Annotated in this window: 19 protein-coding genes; 6 read left to right on the forward strand and 13 right to left on the reverse strand. The window is 34.1% G+C overall.

The features are described 5' to 3' along the window. Positions 1-38 precede the first annotated feature (38 nt). The gene (locus tag ACAM30_RS06515; protein ID WP_369617742.1) at positions 39-2039 is read right to left on the reverse strand and encodes a fumarate reductase/succinate dehydrogenase flavoprotein subunit; all 2001 of its coding nucleotides are present in this window, start codon (positions 2037-2039) and stop codon (positions 39-41) included. A 15-nt stretch (positions 2040-2054) separates the two neighbouring features. After that, on the reverse strand, positions 2055-2720 hold the full coding sequence (locus ACAM30_RS06520) for a succinate dehydrogenase cytochrome b subunit (protein WP_369617743.1): 666 nt from the start codon (positions 2718-2720) through the stop codon (positions 2055-2057). A gap of 320 nt (positions 2721-3040) precedes the next feature. Here ACAM30_RS06520 and ACAM30_RS06525 point away from each other — a divergent pair, with 320 nt between their 5' ends. Next, the gene (locus ACAM30_RS06525; RefSeq protein WP_369617744.1) at positions 3041-4402 is read left to right on the forward strand and encodes a hydroxymethylglutaryl-CoA synthase family protein; all 1362 of its coding nucleotides are present in this window, start codon (positions 3041-3043) and stop codon (positions 4400-4402) included. Between the two features lie 249 nt (positions 4403-4651). Here the strand turns inward: ACAM30_RS06525 and ACAM30_RS06530 are convergent, their stop codons facing one another. The 5 genes from ACAM30_RS06530 to ACAM30_RS06550 form a co-directional block, all read right to left on the reverse strand. After that, on the reverse strand, positions 4652-6007 hold the full coding sequence (locus tag ACAM30_RS06530) for a hypothetical protein (RefSeq protein ID WP_369617745.1): 1356 nt from the start codon (positions 6005-6007) through the stop codon (positions 4652-4654). Continuing rightward, the gene (locus ACAM30_RS06535) at positions 6004-7272 is read right to left on the reverse strand and encodes a hypothetical protein (RefSeq protein WP_369617746.1); all 1269 of its coding nucleotides are present in this window, start codon (positions 7270-7272) and stop codon (positions 6004-6006) included. Before ACAM30_RS06535 ends, ACAM30_RS06530 begins: the two co-directional genes overlap by 4 nt. Positions 7273-7659: 387 nt before the next feature. After that, on the reverse strand, positions 7660-8031 hold the full coding sequence (locus tag ACAM30_RS06540) for a hypothetical protein (protein WP_369617747.1): 372 nt from the start codon (positions 8029-8031) through the stop codon (positions 7660-7662). A gap of 43 nt (positions 8032-8074) precedes the next feature. Beyond that, the gene (locus ACAM30_RS06545) at positions 8075-8665 is read right to left on the reverse strand and encodes a hypothetical protein (protein WP_369617748.1); all 591 of its coding nucleotides are present in this window, start codon (positions 8663-8665) and stop codon (positions 8075-8077) included. Positions 8666-8766: 101 nt separating this feature from the next. Then, a complete protein-coding gene (locus tag ACAM30_RS06550) occupies positions 8767-9507 on the reverse strand; it encodes a LytTR family transcriptional regulator DNA-binding domain-containing protein (RefSeq protein ID WP_369617749.1) in 741 nt (246 codons plus the stop codon). A gap of 183 nt (positions 9508-9690) precedes the next feature. Between ACAM30_RS06550 and ACAM30_RS06555 the strand changes: the two genes are divergently transcribed. Continuing rightward, on the forward strand, positions 9691-9873 hold the full coding sequence (locus tag ACAM30_RS06555; protein WP_369617750.1) for a hypothetical protein: 183 nt from the start codon (positions 9691-9693) through the stop codon (positions 9871-9873). A gap of 83 nt (positions 9874-9956) precedes the next feature. On the opposite strand, the gene ACAM30_RS06560 is transcribed toward ACAM30_RS06555, so the two are convergent. From ACAM30_RS06560 to ACAM30_RS06570, 3 genes are all read right to left on the reverse strand, one after another. Then, on the reverse strand, positions 9957-10394 hold the full coding sequence (locus ACAM30_RS06560) for a GNAT family N-acetyltransferase (RefSeq protein WP_369617751.1): 438 nt from the start codon (positions 10392-10394) through the stop codon (positions 9957-9959). Between the two features lie 136 nt (positions 10395-10530). Further along, the gene (locus tag ACAM30_RS06565) at positions 10531-11121 is read right to left on the reverse strand and encodes a hypothetical protein (RefSeq protein WP_369617752.1); all 591 of its coding nucleotides are present in this window, start codon (positions 11119-11121) and stop codon (positions 10531-10533) included. Beyond that, positions 11118-12461 carry a polymer-forming cytoskeletal protein gene (locus tag ACAM30_RS06570; protein ID WP_369617753.1) on the reverse strand — a complete coding sequence of 448 codons (1344 nt, stop codon included), beginning with the start codon at positions 12459-12461 and terminating at the stop codon, positions 11118-11120. The genes ACAM30_RS06565 and ACAM30_RS06570 overlap by 4 nt, the downstream gene beginning before the upstream one ends. 189 nt (positions 12462-12650) lie before the next feature. Here ACAM30_RS06570 and ACAM30_RS06575 point away from each other — a divergent pair, with 189 nt between their 5' ends. After that, positions 12651-13049, forward strand: coding sequence for a helix-turn-helix domain-containing protein (locus tag ACAM30_RS06575; RefSeq protein WP_089077430.1), 399 nt, complete (start codon positions 12651-12653; stop codon positions 13047-13049). 261 nt (positions 13050-13310) lie between these two features. Here ACAM30_RS06575 and ACAM30_RS06580 read toward each other — a convergent pair whose 3' ends face one another. Continuing rightward, the gene (locus ACAM30_RS06580; protein ID WP_369617754.1) at positions 13311-14348 is read right to left on the reverse strand and encodes a hypothetical protein; all 1038 of its coding nucleotides are present in this window, start codon (positions 14346-14348) and stop codon (positions 13311-13313) included. 467 nt (positions 14349-14815) lie between these two features. Here ACAM30_RS06580 and ACAM30_RS06585 point away from each other — a divergent pair, with 467 nt between their 5' ends. Continuing rightward, positions 14816-16108: an aminopeptidase P family protein gene (locus ACAM30_RS06585; RefSeq protein ID WP_369617755.1), complete on the forward strand. Its 1293-nt coding sequence runs from the start codon at positions 14816-14818 to the stop codon at positions 16106-16108. A 58-nt stretch (positions 16109-16166) separates the two neighbouring features. On the opposite strand, the gene ACAM30_RS06590 is transcribed toward ACAM30_RS06585, so the two are convergent. Continuing rightward, positions 16167-16688 (reverse strand): ferritin, encoded by a 522-nt coding sequence (locus tag ACAM30_RS06590; RefSeq protein ID WP_369617756.1) that lies wholly within the window; start codon positions 16686-16688, stop codon positions 16167-16169. Between the two features lie 89 nt (positions 16689-16777). After that, complete coding sequence (locus ACAM30_RS06595; RefSeq protein WP_017497689.1) at positions 16778-17134, reverse strand: hypothetical protein; 357 nt, start codon at positions 17132-17134, stop codon at positions 16778-16780. 179 nt (positions 17135-17313) lie between these two features. On the opposite strand from ACAM30_RS06595, the gene ACAM30_RS06600 reads away from it, so the two are divergent. After that, on the forward strand, positions 17314-18117 hold the full coding sequence (locus ACAM30_RS06600; protein WP_369617757.1) for a TIGR00266 family protein: 804 nt from the start codon (positions 17314-17316) through the stop codon (positions 18115-18117). A 167-nt stretch (positions 18118-18284) separates the two neighbouring features. Then, entirely contained in the window at positions 18285-19061 is a 777-nt protein-coding gene (locus ACAM30_RS06605) for an alpha/beta fold hydrolase (RefSeq protein ID WP_369617758.1), read from the forward strand. Positions 19062-19260 lie beyond the last annotated feature (199 nt).

Consider the following 19260-nt stretch of genomic DNA (forward strand, 5'->3'; position numbering starts at 1 on the left):
AACTTTAAGACTTTTGACTTTCGCCTTTCGACTAAGTCTTATTTGTAGCTTCTTTGAACTAATTTAATGTTTTCGTAATTAAGAGGTTCTTTGTGCAATACTGCATCACTTGGTTTTCCTTTGTATTCCCAAGCTGCAACGTATGCAAAGTTATCATCATCACGAAGTGCTTCTCCTTCTTCTGTCTGGTATTCCTCACGGAAGTGACCACCACAAGATTCATTACGGTGTAAAGCATCTTTCGCGAACAACTCTCCTAATTCTAAGAAATCGGCAACACGAGTTGCTTTTTCTAATTCCTGATTAAATTCGTTAGCACTTCCCGGTACTTTTACATCTTTATAAAACTCTTCACGTAAAGCAGCAATTTCTTCGATAGCCTCAGTTAAACCTTTAGCGTTACGAGCCATACCAACTTTATTCCACATGATTTTTCCTAATTTTTTGTGGAAATAATCTACAGAATGTTTACCGTTATTGTTGATGAATTTATTAATTTGATCCACCACTGCTTTTTCAGCCTCAATGAATTCAGGTAAATCTGTAGAAATTGGTCCCATTTTAATATCCGGAGCTAAATAATCTCCAATAGTATATGGTAATACGAAATATCCATCAGCTAAACCTTGCATTAAAGCAGAAGCTCCAAGTCTGTTTGCTCCGTGATCAGAGAAGTTAGATTCTCCAATTGAGAAACATCCAGGAATGGTAGTCATAAGGTTATAATCAACCCAGGTTCCACCCATTGTGTAGTGAACCGCAGGGTAAATCATCATTGGTGTTACATAAGGATCTTCGTCAACAATTTTCAAGTACATTTGGAATAAGTTTCCGTATTTACTTTTTACAATATCAGTTCCTAATTTAGTAACTAAAGCTTTGTCATTTTCATTCAATCCTTTTACGTGAGCAGCTTCTTTTCCGTAACGTTCGATAGCGGCAGCAAAATCTAAGTAAACTGCTTCACCTGTTTTGTTAACACCAAATCCGGCATCACATCTTTCTTTAGCCGCACGAGACGCAACGTCACGAGGAACTAAGTTACCAAAAGCAGGGTATCTTCTTTCTAAGAAATAATCTCTTTCGTCTTCAGATAAATCAATTGCTTTTTTCTTTCCTTCACGAATTGCCTGAGCATCTTCTAATTTTTTAGGAACCCAAATACGACCGTCATTACGTAACGATTCAGACATCAAAGTCAATTTTGACTGATGATCTCCTGAAACCGGAATACAAGTTGGGTGAATTTGTGTATAACAAGGATTTGCGAAGAAGGCTCCTTTTTTATGTATTTTCCAAGCTGCTGTTGCGTTTGATCCCATAGCATTTGTTGAAAGGAAAAATACGTTTCCGTATCCACCTGAACCAATTACTACCGCATGAGCAGAATGTCTTTCTATTTCTCCGGTGATTAAGTTACGAGCGATAATACCTCTCGCTTTTCCGTTCACGATCACAATGTCTAACATTTCGTGACGGTTGTACATTTTAATTTTTCCACGACCAATCTGACGGTTCATTGCAGAATAAGCTCCTAACAATAATTGCTGTCCGGTTTGTCCTTGTGCGTAGAATGTACGAGAAACCAAAGTTCCTCCAAAAGAACGGTTATCCAATAATCCGCCATATTCACGAGCCAATGGCACCCCTTGAGCCACGCACTGGTCGATAATATTTGCAGAAACTTCAGCCAAACGGTGTACGTTTGCCTCACGTGCACGGTAATCCCCTCCTTTTACAGTATCATAAAATAATCTGTAAACAGAGTCACCGTCACCTTTATAATTTTTTGCTGCATTGATACCTCCCTGTGCTGCAATAGAGTGCGCACGACGTGGAGAATCCTGAAAGCAAAATGCTTTTACGTTATATCCTAACTCTGCCAAAGTAGCCGCAGCCGAACCTCCAGCCAAACCTGTACCAACCACAATAATATCAAGATTACGTTTGTTAGCAGGGTTTACTAAATTAATATGATCTTTATAATTTGTCCATTTGTCCGCTATAGGACCATTTGGAATTTTTGAATCTAATGCCATTATAATTACTATTAATTATTGTTTGAAATGATGAAATAAAGCGATAATTACGAAAAGTGCCGGAACGACAACTGCGAACCCGTAACCTACTTTTGATAAAAATCTGGAATATTTGTTGTGCATTCCCATAGATTGTAGAGAAGATGCAAACCCGTGCCATAAGTGAAATCCTAAAAGGATAAAAGAAATACAGTATAAACCTGTACGGATTGGGTCATGAAATTTGTGAACTAACTCACCATAATATCTTGTAGCATCCGGTGCTGTTCCTGCTATATATTTGTAGCTAACTTCAGGAAACCAGAAATCATAAAAGTGCAATCCTAAGAAAGCTAAAATAACCAGTCCGGAAATAATCATATTTCTAGAACTCCAGGAAGCGTTAGCCGCTCCATTGTATTTAGCGTATGCAATTGGTCTTGCTGCGCTGTTCTGAGCTGTAAGTACAAATCCCATTACGAAATGGAAAATTACTCCAAATGCCAAAACTGGCTGCATTACATATTGAATCAGCGGATTGTATCCCATAAAATGCGAGGCTTCGTTAAAAACGTCTTCGCTTAGAATAGAAATAAAATTTAAGGAAACATGCAGCGCTAAAAACGTGATTAAGAATATTCCCGAAAGAGCCATAGCCACTTTCTTTAAGATGGAAGCATTCAACTGTGCAGATTGTGCCATAAGTATTAAATAGTTTGTTTTAAAAAATTAGACAAAAATAAAGCAATTAGACATGAACTACAACCATTTCGTTGTTATTTATAATGATTTTAAAGAGCTTTCGGTGATATTATTGCAAATTATTTAAAAACAAGAAAGTAGAACTTTTTCTCAAGTCATTTTAACGAATTACTGATTTTTATATAATTACCAAATTGTTATTTTTCACCCCTTTTTGCTCTGTTTTCCTCAAAAGTAAAGCGATCCCGAATTTTATTGAATGAAAACAACTGAATTTTAAGAGCATAATTTTACCTTTATCGGCTTCAAAAAAAATGATAATGAAAACAGGAATTGACGCTATTTCTTTTGATGTAGCCAACATACATTTACCCATAAAAACTTTGGCTGCTGCCAGAAATATCGAACCCGAAAAATTAGAGAAAGGCCTTGGATTAATTAAAATGACTTTACCGGATGTTCATCAGGATGCGGTAGTATTTGGAGCCAATGCCTTGACGAAACTTATTCTTGACAACAATATCAGCCTAAACGAAATTAGTCGGATCTATGTGGGAACCGAAAGTGGTATCGACAGCTCAAAACCGATCAGTTCTTTTTTAATTAGTTTGATGGAGCAAAAATTTGGCGAAGATACTTTGGCAGAATGTGATGTAGTCGATTTTACTTTTGCCTGTATTGGTGGTGTCGACGCTTTGCAAAATTGCATCGACTTTGTAAAATTGAATCCGGCCAAAAAAGCAATTGTCGTGACAACCGATTTTGCAAAATACGATTTAAACTCCACCGGAGAATATACCCAGGGTGCCGGAGCGGTTGCAATGTTAATTAAAGCCAATCCTAGAATTATTGCTTTTGATGAAAACTGGGCAACGAGCACCAAAGGAGTTTTTGACTTCTTTAAACCGTACAGAACCATTTCTAAGGAAGAAATCACCAAAAACACCAACAACGATCTTTGGTTTGACAATTTAGAAGCCGAAATAGAAATCCATAAAGACCAGCCTGTTTTTGACGGTCAGTACTCCAACCAATGTTACATGGATCGTACCCGTAATGCTTATTTCTCCTTCAAGAAACTAAAAAACACTACCAAAACTTTATACAATTCCTGGAACAGTATTATCATGCACCTTCCTTATTCGTTTCAGGGGCGACGCATGTTATCTGAAATCTACGCTTTAGACAGTGCCGAAAAAATCATTTCAGAAAACACTGATCCGGCAGATTATCAGGCTAAAATTAAAGAAGTGGCAAAATCCAATGCATACAAAGAATTTGTAACCGAGAAGTTACAGCCTGCCGAGCTGGCTTCGTCTTTAATTGGAAACCTTTACACCGGTTCTATTTTCATGGGATTGTTATCGACTTTGGCTCATTTTTACGATACCGATAAAGAAATCACCGGAACTCAATTCGGTTTTTTAGCTTACGGAAGCGGATCAAAATCAAAAGTTTTTGAAGGTACAATTCAACCGGAATGGAAATCAGCTTTAGAAAATGTAAAGCTTTTTGAAAACCTAAAAGAAAGCACAGAAATTGATTTCAATACCTACGAAAGTCTTCATAAAAAAGAACAAAAACAAAGCATCAGAACTCCTAAAAACGAATGGGTTTTAGATCGAATTGAAAAAGAGATTCCTGTTTTGATTGGGGCGAGATATTATAAATGGGTAAATTAAAGTTTCAATTTTTGAAATTCCAAATTCCAAACAAAAGCCGAAGCAACTGCTTCGGCTTTCTTTTTCACGCCTATTTGTCATTTCGAGGTACGAGAAATCACACCAAAAACTCCACACAGAATGTTACCAATCTTTGTAGAATTACTCGCGAAGATTTCTCCTTTCGGTCAAAATGACAAGATTGCGCTAAAAACTTTGTCAAAAGCTACAGAAACCTTTTTAATTACGCAGAGCAGTCTTTTATATAAATCATTGAGAATCAAAAACTTGATAATGCCGTTTAACATCTTTCAATATCGCATAAACGACATCCATATTTCCTTCCTGATTTCTTCTTGCCCAAAAGCTGTAAATCCAAACTGCTGTCGCTTTATTTTTGTAATCAGTTTTTATATTTTGCTTAGAATTTCTAGTAATCAAACCCCACGTTTTTTTTGAAACAAAAGGACTGATTTCATTAAAATGATGATTTGGAAACTCTTTTTCAGCACCATAAATCATTATTTTATAAATCATATCTATTACTTCAATTTCACCCTTATTTTCATTTTCAGCACGAGAAATATCATCTCTGCTCGAGATCAAGACCTCTATAAGTAAATCTAGATTTGAATCGTTGTATATATTTCTTGATAAGAGCGCAAACAAAATCGGTCTATAACTTTCATATGCATCTCTAAGCTCCTCAGGATTCTCTCTTAACTTATCCGTAAGAAGCTTAGTTTCATATACATATTCATCAATATGTAACCCAATTTCAGTTTCATTTCTATAACCTGTTAAAGACTGGTTTTTCCTTAAATACAAAAAATCTCTAAAGAAAAATTTTATCTCGTTACTTATTCTAGAATCGCTATAGTCTTCATCATATCGATTCCTCAAAAATCCAGTAGATTTTACATTAGAGGTATTCATATCTCTAAAACCATAATAATCCTCTACATATTTCACTCCATCTCCAATTACTTCAGTTTCCTCTACAGTACTGCTATCAACTAAAGCCAGTCTTTCATCTACTAACGGCATTACTTTTATAGCGTCAAACATTACATTTAAATAGCATTCCGGAGTAGCCATGCTTCCAACCCCAATAAAGAAAGCTCCTCCAAAAAAAATTAGCGAAAGAAAAACCATTAAAGCACCAAGCATTTTACTTACCTCATTAACCTTTTCTTTTACCTTAAAAAAAAGACCAATAATTAAGCTTACTACCATTAAAAGAACTACGAAAATACAGAGCTTTAAAATAAAAACTTTATACTCTTCTGCTGCACTTCTGAAACTTAAAGCAACACAAATGAGAGAAGTTAAAAACATAAAACTCGCAAAAATTACATAGGTAAAAAAAGAAATGGTCCAAAATTTATCTTCACCTTCTTTTTCAGAATGATTTTTTGATAAGTCCGAATAAATAACTGTTATTACTAATCGCTGTACTAGAATAGAAACTCCCAATAAAATAAGAGGAAAAAAGCCAACTAAGAATAATGGAATTTTTGTAATTATAGAAAAATACTCCCCATACTCTACCTTAGAAAAGATAAAACCTAATGCGATAAGTACAAAAAACTGAACGATTAAAATTATTTTATAAGATTTTATCATTCTTCAGAATTTTCATAATGTTCTTTTATTTCTTTTAAAATCAAGGCTACTTCTTTTAAATTCCCTTCATTATTTCTTCTGGCCCAAAAACCATAGAACCACATCAAATCTGCTTTAGTATAATCATCTTGATCTGCAGAAGTTTTTAAATCTTTAATCTTTTGAATGGTTTCCCGAGAAAAATAGCTTTCAAATTTTAAAAAATATTCTTCTTGATACGGACCATTTTTTTGCTCAGTTCCCATAACTCGATATATTTCAATCAATTTATCTTTTTGACTTCCAATATCCTCATAGGCTAATAATAATCCGTTTACTATTTTATCAAAATTAGCTTCTCGATAAGTTTCATCCGATACAGCACTATAAAATACTCGTTTATACATTTCAAATTCAGAATAAAGCTTATCTGGCTTATTTCTTAAACTATCAATGAATTGTACGAGATAATAATTTTCATTTTCTACAATATGATTTTGCATACTATAATCTATCGATTGTCTAACACCAAAAAAATTATGCTCTCCTTTTGTTCCGCCCCAATTCTCAATTAAAGAAATCCATGAATCATACAACAAAACTGCAGTGTCTTCGCTTTCGTCGTCACCTTCGTCGCTCTCGCCATAATCTTCATAAACTTCTTCTTGATTTCCTGTTTGTTTTTGTCCTTTAGCAATAAAATGTCTTTCTGAATTTTCTATAAATACTGAAACAAATGCCAATTCAAAAACACTCGAAACGGTTAGAATTAAGAAACTAAATACCAAAATAGCCGTAGCTAATGATTTATTTGTTTTCCAATAAATACCAGCCGCTAATAAAAAAGAAGCAACAACCAAACTAATTACAATAACAAGCAGGAATCTAGAAAATATAATTGCATAAAAATGAACCGGCTGATCTATAATTAAAGCATCCTTTTGAAAAACCAATACTGAAAATATACCAATGACCAACAATAAAAAAACGTTGCAATAGAAAGCAAATTTCCAAAAGTTCTGTTTACGCTTTCTTTTTACAATTTCTTCATCATCTTCTGGAGTTTTTGGAGTTTTTGGAAACAAAGTAAAAAGGGCAACGATACAGCAGACAGCAAAAGAAATTAAAGGCAGCAATTCACCATAATTAAACTCATAAGGATGAATTTCTCTAATTCTGATTACTTTTTGACTTTTCGGATTAGAAAGTATAAAAACACCTAATAAAAAAACGGGGATAAACTGAAGTAATAATACGTTTTTAAAAAACTTAGTTTTTTTATTCATAAACTGGGTTAAGAGTTGCGTAGGAATTTGCCCAAAACTATTAAAAAAATTAACATTTACCGTCTGTTTTCTTTTTATTTTTTTTCAAGAAAACAGACGGTCTTTTAGGCAAATACTAAGAAATCAATAATCAATCCTTCTTATGCTGTTCTGTATAATTTTGATTCCCTTTCAGTTGGGAATCTTCAGTGTGCATTCCGTTTGCCATTCCGAGCATGAAAGCGGTCATTATTAAAATTAGTTTTCTCTTTATCCAATAAAGAAGTGGCCGCTTAGATGGCTCTAAACGTGTTTTATTAGGTTTATACATTTGGTAAACAATAAATGATTAGACATTTTGAGTCGTTTTACGCCTTAATCAGCATAAAAACTCAGAAAATAAATTCCTTAAATAATGTCTAAACTTCCTCTGAAGTTACCCGAAGTCATCATTTCATTTACAAAAACGCTCTGTTCTATAAATGAAGTTAGATTTTGATGAAGCTTTTGCTGCAGTTTGAAAACGATTCCATTTTGAAAACTAAAAACATTTTCAACACTCAAAAAAATCAAAACAATCGAAAAAACAGATTTAACGCGAGAAGTAATTCGTCCAAATTGGTAGGAACGAAAACTTTTGAGATCCAATCCTGTTCTTGAAACCACGAATGAAGACTGGTAATATTCAGCCGATTTTGATGGAACATATAAAGTACCGTCGCCTGCAATCACGACAAAAGTCAGAAAGAGTGCAATTAAGTATTTTAGATGTTTTTTCAATTGATTTTAATTTGGATTCCGAATGATCTTTCAAAAATACAAATTAACACAGACGTTTCCATTTTGAGATACTAATTTTCTGAGTAAAATCTTTATTCTTATTTTGAAAAAGCAGTAATCCTAATCCTGAAACAAAAATCAAACAACTTAAGAACATAACGATTCCATTTTTCAATATAAAAAAAGAAAAACCAACAGAAACAGCAGAAAAAATAACCGTCACAACAGCCATAGTTTTCGTTTTTATAAAAGTGCATGCATGAACCGTCAAGCCAACAAAAAGCAGTGAAGGCCCAACAATCACAAAAGGATAGAGAACAGAGGGTGTAGTGCGAATCTGTTTACCTAATGCCTCTCTTGCGAGATCGTTATCCCCGAAACTCCACATTATAAAATCGATTGTACAAAGACCAATGTGGGCAATGACACCAAAAATGGTCAATACTGATGCAATCGAATTCAATTTGCTTTTCGGAAACACATGATTGAATGACAACAACAAGCAGGCACCAACTAAATTAAACCAATGCGCAAAATCGATTGGCATTTGAAAGGTTGGCAGAATCTTAGAAAAGAAAAGATAACTGATGAGAAAAAATAGCAATCCAAGTAGGCAAATGTGTTTTGGTTTCATAATTTATTTTTAAAATTGATGAAGCAAAACTATTTTTTAAAATCCGCCCAAATGCCCATTCTATTGGCTTTGGTATAAAACTTAGTGTTTTAGGTACGAAATTACAAAGCCAAAATACTTTCTTTATAATTTTTGGAAACCGGAAGTTCTATCTGAGTAAGAAGGATCGTATTTGAATTTCTCCACGATTTAAAATGCATTGGATTTATCAAATGCGAACGATGAATTTGAAGCAAAAAATCAAAATCTTCCTGAACTTTTTTCAGCGAAGAACGAATCAGTTTGGCCCGAAGCTGATTGTTTTCCAAATAAAAGATCTCGACATAATTTTGCGCATTCGAAATACAAACCAGATCTTCCTTTTTGATTTTTAAAACATCTAATTTGTTTTCTCCTTTAATAACCAAAAAATCTTCTTTTACCGGAATCAGTTTCAGCAAATAACGTCTTGCCAAAACAATTACAGGAGTTAAAATCAGCGCTACTTTAATAAAAATGATTGAGAAAAATGCTGTAAAATTGTATCCTCCGTTTAAAATTGGGCTTTTATAATAGGTGTAAGTTCCAAAAAGATAAATCAAATAAAAGAAAACTATACTTGTGACTTCTAAACTAACATTCCATTTTGATCTCTTCTTGTAAATACTCTTTTGAATAAATCCGACAATTGAATAACATAAAAATGCCAAAACACTAAAACCTAAGCTAATCAAAAGCCAGGCTTTAAAATTTATAGTTCCGTCGTCAAAAGGTCTAATGATGAAAGCAAAAACAAATAGCCAAACACTAATTAGTGCGCCAACTATCAAATGATGTTTTATGGACGTATTTAATTGCTGCATTTTTTCTTTAGGCAAATTATTAATTTACAATATTAAACTTTTACCTCCACTTTCATCAAGTAAAATCATTCCGAATCGAAAACTTCCCTTTGTAAGTATTTATCTAAAAATAATTCATATTTTTATCAAAGTCGTATCCGAAAAACTTATAGAGTAGGAAAATCAAAAAACAAAAAACCATTTATGAAAAATTTCCAAAAATTAACCAAAGAAGAATTAAAATCCATTAATGCCGGTACCGGAAAATGTATAGCATTCCCTTTATGCAACGGTGAACAAGTTACACCTATCGGACAAAACTCATGTGGCTGGTATTTATATAAAACAGCATCAAACAGTACTTGCATGGAATACGGACTATCCTAATAACATACTCCTCAATTTATTAAAACTGCTATCAACAAAATAGCAGTTTTTTTTTATGTTGAATCTTCCCATCACTGCAAAGTTTACTTATAAATCGTAAACTTATTATGACTTAAAGTAAACCCAAGATTCTCGTAAATCAACACGTTTTCAACCCGTCTTTTATTGGTCGTAACTTCAATACTTTTTAAACTATGCTGTTCTGCAAAATTTAAAACCTCATTTATTAATAACCTGCCAACCCCTTCCCCGCGATGTTTCTGGTGAATAAAGAACTCCTGAATTTCACCCACCAATCCGCAATGATGCAAAAGATTTTGGGTATGAAAACTAATAAAACCTAAACCTTCTGTTTCGTTTTCAGCAATTAAATAGAGATTCTTTGCATTTGAAATATTTTCATTAAAAATCGCTTCGAAAATTTCAAAATTTAAGGTCTCGTTTTCGAGTTCGCAGATGGCTTTGTAGACAAAATCTAAATCGAGGTTTTGAATTTTTCTTATTCCAATGTTTGAGTTCATCTTTACTATTAATTTAACTGATATAAGTCAATTTTAAGATTTTATTACCCGAGAATTCAAAAGTAGATTATCATCTTGGTATCCTTACTTTTTTATGGGCACTTTTTTAAATTATTCATTTTAGAAATGAAACCCTTTAGGCGTCCTCTTTCAAATCAATTAGCCATTCAATTCTTATGTATTGAGTACAAAACTTCTTCAAAATATCACATCTATCCGTTAAAATAGCCGATCCTTTATTTCCTATTTCGTCTTTTACAATTCTAGCTGCATGCTCAATTCCTTCAAAATCCTGTGCAGCCAAATCAAAAATTATATGATTTGTTTTTGACAATACAGAATACAACGAGATTAATTTTCTCGGATTTCCTGGCAGTTTGATTAATTGTGTATTTTTATTAATCCAATCTATTTCATAAATCTTTTTAGCAAACTTACTTTTGCGTTTCATATTTCTAAAAAGATATTCCCCTACAGTTGTTGGGAAAAACCTTCTTCTAAACTTTGATTCCCTTACATATTTCACAAAAGTATGCGGTTTAATTATCGTAACACTTTCATGTTTTTCTTTTCCGGTAAAAATTGCAATTACTTTTTCTTCAACATCACAAGATGCTATGTGATTTTCAAGATGAACAAAAATGAAATCGCCTTCTCTTACCTCAAAAGGTGGTATAAAATACTGATCGGTTTTTATCCCTTTGCTCTCAATGAGTAATTTTTTCATTTTGTAAGTCTTTCAAATTTCTGCTTATATTTCACAACATAGGCATTCCATTCCACTTTATAAATTTCATTATCATAAACAGAAGCAGCATAATCAGCAACTTCTTTACTAAAATGATTTCCGAAAATATTCTCCAAATATTCTATTCCGGAATCAATCACTTGTTTTAAAACCATCAATTTATCAATTCCACTTTGTTTGCAGGCTTTGTCAAGCCAAAGTCCCTTTCCTATTTTTACATATTCTACCAAAAGACCAGCTGTAATAAATGGAGAAGGAACATCGTTGATATCCGGTTCATATTTGCCATTTTTAAAAACCAATACAATCAATTCTTCCGAATAAAATTCAGTCGGAATGAATCGCAGCATGGTACCACTTTGAGCTGCTTTAAAAGAAAGTTCTTTTGTGATCCGTTCATCAGGAATTACCTGAATTGCGAAACCATCTTTGGTGACTAATTTTTCGCAGAGTTCTGCCGTTACTAAATCCTGGTGGACAAAAGGCAGCGCATGAAAGGTACTATTCAACGCCAGAGTACAGAGTTCTTCCGTTTTAAATTCCATCGGAACCAATTTAAGATCTCTATAATTTGCCAAAACACGTTCACGCCAGTATTCATATGTTTTTGCAGGAGGATTATTGTGTTTTAAAACTAATTCTCCCCTCGCCAAATCCCGTTCTAATTCTTCAAATGTTTCGATCAGCGGATTCTCCAATAATTTCCGAAGTTCATTCGAGATAATCTCCTCGTCGGTTTCATCGTCATATTTACATTCATTTTGAGGCTCCGTATCGTCGGTTCTGTCATTATAATAAAATAGTTGGTTTTTTCTGTCTGAAAATGTTGTATTATGATCGGTCACTATAAAAACAGGGGCATCTATCAGTCCTTTACAATTAAAACTACCATGATTGTAAAAAGTCATGACCACTTCTTTAGCCACGACATTTCCATTTATCTGAACATTAGCTCCGCCTGATAAAAGACTTTGGCAATTCACATTTCCGCTTACAAAAACATACGGACCATAATCGCCTTCGGCATTGATAATAGATCCCGTAGTAGAAAAATCCCCATCAATCAATACCCCCTCAATTCTTATTTCTTCCATCTTTTTTACCGGAAGATTCAACAAATTAGCCAATCCCTTCTTCTCTTTATCCTCGTAAAGATCCAGATAAAAATTCCCGTCAAAATTTACTTCTCCATCGGCAACTACAAAATGGTCAGTGTCTTCCCAATCCTCAAAATAATCGAACTTTTCGTCTTCTGCTAAAAAGGGATAATTCTTTTTTATTTCTGCTATGGTAATAAGTTTAAAACTGGAAGTCTGCATTGCTACTTTTAATTAATCGAAGTTGATTTTTTGAATACCAAGATTACACAATTCTGCCATCAAAATCAAAAATAGTCAGAAAAATTGTATTTTTACTACCAGTGATAGTTCACAAATTGTAACGCACAAACTTCTATTTGTTTTCTACCTAAACCAAAAATGTAAAAGAATTTTAAATATCTTTGAATCATGAGCACAGCAAAACCAAAACATATCGGCCGAAACATAAGCCGAATAAGAGAATTGAGAGATATGAAGCAGGAAGCTCTTGCACAGGCAATCGGTACAACGCAACAATCTATCTCTATTATTGAAGGAAGCGAAAGCGTTGACGACGAAAAACTAAAAAAAATCGCCGAAGCTTTAGGTGTACCTGCCGAAGTAATCAGAAATTTTTCTGATGAGGCAGTTTTTAATATTATGGGGAATACTTACGATAATGCCTCTTCTACCATCAATCATAACAATTGCACTTTTAATCCGTTAGATAAACTCCTTGAGGCTTTTGAAGAGAATAAAAAACTTTACGAAAGATTGGTTGAAGCGGAAAGGGAGAAAGTGGCTCTTTTGGAAAAACTGTTGAAATAGAAACTTATTTATAAATGAAAAAACCGAAGCTTTTTGAATTGCTTCGGTTTTTTTTGATCATTAAACTTGCTAATCTTTGTAGAATTACTTGCGAAGATCTCTCCTTCGTCGAGATGACAAGATTCTGGTTACTTTGCGTTGATCCTTCGACTTCACTCAGGAAGACAAAAACAAATAAAACTTTACGACTTTGCGACTTTGCGAAAAAAACTAGCGTGCTTCGCGTAAATCTTAGCGCGCTTCGCGGTTAAATCAAAATCTCTATTTTCTTGATGATTCCAACCTCTTTATTTTTTGTTTCATTAACTTCAATTCTTTCTCCTGTTTTTCACTTTTCTTATTTTGAATTTCAAGTTTTTTATTCTGCTCAATCGTATATAAAGTAAGTTCTTCGATTTTCTGTAATAATTTCATTTGAAATTCTTTCATTTCAAGTCCGTTTGCAATCATCTCTTTTTCAGATGCAATTTCCGGAAGATGTTTATTTCGAGTTACAAATTCTTCCAACTTATTCAAATCCATCAATTTATAATCATCTTCAAAAACAAAATCACAACCTCCCAATAAATCAACTTTTACCTCTTTTGCTCTAATTGTTCCGCAAACATCTAGTTTATAAGCTGGAGATATTGTCCCAATCCCAACAAGTCCTCCCCCCGTAATAACCATTCTATCAAAATTAGTATAATCTGAACCATTCCAATCCGTAGTATGAAAACGAATATCTCCATAATAAGCACTCCCTGCAGGATTAGGATTTACAGAATAAATTCCAGAACCCCCTCTTCCAAAACTTAGTCCTCCTTTATAAGTAACTTGTCCTCCAGTAGCTGGAATAAATGCACCAGAAATTTTTTCACTAATTACCAATGTTGGTTCCTTACCATTAGGAAGAAAACCATTAACTGTTGTCCCGGAATAAGATGCAAAATCACTATACACAGCAGAATTACCACGTACTTCAAGTTTCGCATTAGGACTATCGACACCAATACCAACTTTTCCATTATTTGGTTGTAAAATTGTCCCACTTTTAGAATGTTCAGATCCACCGTCAATAATAATACCTGTATCAAAAGCTAGCTTTAATTGTTGATAATATGGTGCATCCCAAGAGCCACTTGTTCTATATATACCATAACGTAAAGGTCCTGGTTTAAACCAAGTAATTCCATCAGGAACATTACGCCCATCATTAACATCGTTAAAATTTATAGAATTATGTAATTCATAAGTTTGTGCGGTAAGAAACTGAAACAATGTCAGCGTAAAAAGAGTAAGTAAGCCTTTAGTTTTCATATAGTATTTGTTCGTTTATTCAAACAGATCAAATCAATTATAAATCTACACTTAAACAATTGAATGAATCTGCTTACATTATTAAATTTTCGGCTAAAGTAATATTTCAATTTATACATTTCGATGAATTCAAGAAAAGTTTATTCCTAAAGTTTATTTGAAACAAAACCGCCAATCTCTGTAGAGTTTCGAGTGTGATTCTTCGTTCCTCAGAATGACAAGATTGTGGTTACTTTGCGTTGACCCTTCGACTTCGCTCAGGAAGACAGAAACAAATAAAACTTTGTGGCTTTGCGACTTTGCGAAAAAAAACAGCGCTCTTTGCGTATGCCCTAGCGTCCTTGCGGTTATCCTTCGACTTCGCTCAGGAAGACACAAAACAAATAATAAAACTTTAAGAAATCAATTTCATGCTGTTTGCTGAAAAAACGTAATTTTGAAATTCGAAGTTCAAAAACCGAATTATTATGAAATATCACCAAATAAACAGCGCTCTTTTTGTAAAAAACCGCAAAAAATTCACGGCAGAAATGAAACCTAATTCAGTTGCCGTTTTTAATTCTAATGACATTTACCCGGTTAGTGCCGACAGTACTTTGCCGTTTGCACAACACCGAGATATTTTTTATCTGAGTGGTGTAGATCAGGAAGAAAGTGTTTTGCTTTTGTTTCCGGATGCACCATATGAGCATCAAAAAGAAATTCTTTTTCTAAAAGAAACCAGCGAACATATTGCGATCTGGGAAGGTGAAAAACTGACTAAAGAACGTGCTTTTCAGGTTTCAGGAATCAGAACGGTGTATTGGTTACAGGATTTTCATAAGATTTTGAACGAAATGATGACGTATGCCGATACGATGTACATCAACACCAACGAACATTACCGCGCTACAGTAGAAACAGAAACCCGTGAAGCCCGTTTTGTAAAATGGTGGAAAGAGCGTTATCCGGCACACAATGTGGCAAAAAGTAACCCAATTTTACAACGTCTTCGATCAGTAAAGGAAAGCGAAGAGCTTGATCTGATTCAACAAGCCTGTGATATTACCGAAAAAGGTTTCCGCAGATTGCTTTCGTTTGTAAAACCAAATGTTACCGAATACGAAATCGAAGCGGAATTGATTCACGAATTTATCCGCAACCGCTCTAAAGGCTTTGCTTATACGCCAATTATTGCTTCGGGAAATAATGCCAATGTTTTGCATTACATCGAAAACAACCAGCAATGTAAAGAAGGAGATTTAATTTTATTGGATGTAGCTGCCGAATATGCGAACTACTCCAGTGATTTATCCAGAACTATTCCGGTTTCGGGAAGATATAACGAAAGACAAAAAGCAGTTTACAATGCTGTTTTAAGAGTGAAAAACGAAGCCACAAAAATGTTGACTCCGGGAACACTTTGGAAACAATACCATGTTGAAGTAGGAAAAGTAATGACCTCTGAATTATTAGGTTTAGGTTTGATCGACAAAGCCGATGTTCAGAATGAAAATCCGGAATGGCCGGCTTACAAAAAATATTTCATGCACGGAACGTCTCACCACATGGGGCTGGACACGCACGATTACGGATTGCTTCACGAACCAATGAAAGCCAATATGGTTTTTACCGTTGAACCGGGAATCTACATTCCGGCAGAAGGTTTCGGAATTCGTCTGGAAGATAATGTAGTAATTCAGGAAAAAGGAGAACCTTTTAACCTAATGCGTAACATTCCGATTGAAGCTGACGAGATTGAAAGTTTGATGAATCAATAGATAAGAAAAAAGCCCTTAATAAAAATTTATTAAGGGCTTTTCCAATTTTATATATCAATTACTCTCCGATTTTTGCGATTTGCACATCCAACTGGAATTTACCGGCAGCTTCGCTTTCATCGATCAAATCAAAAAGCTCTAAAGCTCTTCTTGCATTTTTCTCTTCTTCTCTCTGCTCAGCAACATACCACATCATAAAATCTTCTGTAGCATAGTCATTTTCAGCTCTACATTTTGCAATTACTTTATTCACTGCTTGTGTAACTGCAATTTCATTTTGCAAAGCAATTTCAAATACTTCTCTCAAAGAAGCAAATTCCTGCTGCACTTCCGGAACAGACGGCGTAATGGCAATCCCTCCCATATCTGTAATATATTTGAAAACTTTTAGAAAATGCTCTCTTTCTTCTTCGGCTTGTTTGTACAAATAAGATGCTGTATTAGCATAACCGTTTCTATCTAACCATGCAGCCATAGCCAAATATTTGTTAGAAGCGTCACTTTCTAATTTTGCTTGTAAGTTTAATATATTTTCTACACTTTCAACTAATGAAGTACGTGTTCTTAATAAATCTTTCATATCCTCTAATTTTTATATGTGTAAAATTACAAAAATTAAAGAAGGCTGCTCTAAGTCCTTGAAAATTTGGATTTGATCTAAGTAAGAATCTAAATAAGCTCTACGTTGACAATATTACAAAGCATAGAATGTAAAGTGAGGGTAAATTTAGTTCCGTTTAATAAATCTCTTAACTGCACTATTTCACAGATAGTAAGATTTCTGGAAAAATTTCTTTTGGTGGTTTCAATCAATTGTGCGTCTGACCGATCAGATAAGTCATAAAGCATGTTAAGAATGTCAACGCTATTAACCTTTCTTTGAAAAATCAAAAAATCATGAATTTTGTAACTTGACACTGTATCAACAAAATTGATAATAATACTATTGGTCAAATCACATTGATAACTGTATCCTTTTTCGGTTTCAAACAATACTTTGGTGGTCAAATCACTAACTAATGCCATTCTGATAAAATATAATAACGTGACAAAAATATAAAATTCAAAGCAATAAAAAACATAATTAAGACTAATTTAAAATAACAATTTTGCTTAATGTTCTTAAAAACAACGGTAACTCACTAAAGAGTGTAACATTCTAAGGTATTATTAGTCTAATTTTATAAACAAAAAACTTAGAAATTATGCAAGCACACGAAATAGATTATCAGATTTTTGGAGAAGAAATGCAGTATGTCGAAATAGAACTGGACCCGCAGGAAATTGTAATTGCCGAAGCCGGCAGTTTCATGATGATGGAAAACAATATCCAGATGGAAACGATATTTGGAGACGGTTCTCAACAGCAAGGTTCTGGTTTGTTTGGCAAACTTTTAAGCGCTGGCAAAAGAGTTCTTACCGGCGAAAGTTTGTTTATGACCGCATTTTTAAACCAAGGCAACAGCAAAAGCAAAGTTTCATTTGCGTCGCCCTATCCCGGAAAAATCCTACCAATTGATTTAACAGAATTTCAGGGCAAATTTATCTGCCAAAAAAGCTCGTTTTTATGCGCTGCCAAAGGTGTTTCTGTTGGAATAGAATTTTCGCAGAAACTTGGACGTGGTTTATTTGGCGGTGAAGGCTTTATTATGCAGAAAATCGAAGGAGACGGAATGGCATTTGTACATTCGGGCGGAACAATGGCCAAAAAAGTATTAGGTCCCGGCGAAGTCCTAAAGGTAGATACCGGATGCATCATTGGTTTTACCAAAGATGTAGATTATGATATTGAATTTATTGGCGGAATTAAGAATTCTATTTTTGGCGGCGAAGGATTATTTTACGCCACATTAAAAGGTCCCGGAACCGTTTACATACAATCGTTGCCATTCTCGAGACTGGCTGACCGCATTATTGCATCGGCGCCAAAATCTGGTGGAAACAGTCGTGATGAAGGAAGCCTGCTAGGCGGATTAGGAAATCTTCTGGATGGTGATAACCGATTTTAACTTACAATGGCTTTCAGGAATGGAAGCCATTTTTTATTCGTTCACAAACCGCATTTTGTTATAAATAAATTTATTCCCGTTTTAAAGATTTCCCAATTAAATTGATACCTCTCGATATTTTACTTCAGCTTTCTTAACTTTGGAGCTGACAACAAAAAAAGTTCATTTTGAAAACGCTTTTATACAAAAATACCAAAATATCATACTCAGATTCGGGAACCGGAAATGCAATTGTATTCCTTCACGGCTTTCTGGAAAACAAAAAAATGTGGAAAGACTATGTTGATTTTTTCTCCGAAAAACATCGTGTCATTACAATAGACTTATTAGGGCATGGCGAATCGGATTCTTTGGGATATGTGCATACGATGGAAGACAATGCCAATGCCGTTCAGGAAGTCCTAAATCATTTAAAAATTGAAAAAGCAACAATTGTAGGGCATTCAATGGGTGGTTATGTTGGTCTGGCTTTCGCCGAATTGTTCCCCAAAAACATTCATAAACTGGTTTTACTGAACTCTACTTCAAAGGAAGACAGTCCGGAGAGAAAACTTAACCGAACACGAGCAATCAAAGCCGTCAAACAAAATTACGTAACCTTTGTGAGTCTGGCTATTGGTAATTTGTTTAGTGAGAACAACCGAATCCGATTAACAGACGAAATTGAAAAAGTAAAAACACAAGCCCTAAAAACACCTTTGCAGGGAATCATCGCTTCGCTGGAAGGAATGAAAGTTAGAAAAGACAGGGAAGCACTTTTACAACAAAACCTTTTTCCGGTTTTATTGATTTTAGGAAAAAAAGATCCTGTTTTAGATTATGAAGATTCCCGCACTCAGGTAGACGATACTACAGCAGAACTGATTTCATTCGAAGACGGACACATGAGTCATATTGAAAACAGAGAGGAATTAAAAACCGTTTTGTCTCAATTTTTCTCTTAAATCATAGCCTTCAACATAAAAAAAGACCGTTCCGAAAAATTATCGAAACAGCCTTTTCTTCTTTTTGTTGGGGGCAAAAATTTATACTTTTTTAAAAATTTCTTTCTAAAAATTTCGGCAAAGTTATTTCTTTTATGCACTAATTATAACCCCTTGAATCACTTTTATTTATAGTTTATACTTTAATAGTTTAAAGGGT

The sequence above is a fragment of the Flavobacterium sp. CFS9 genome, from assembly GCF_041154745.1.
GTDB lineage: Bacteria > Bacteroidota > Bacteroidia > Flavobacteriales > Flavobacteriaceae > Flavobacterium.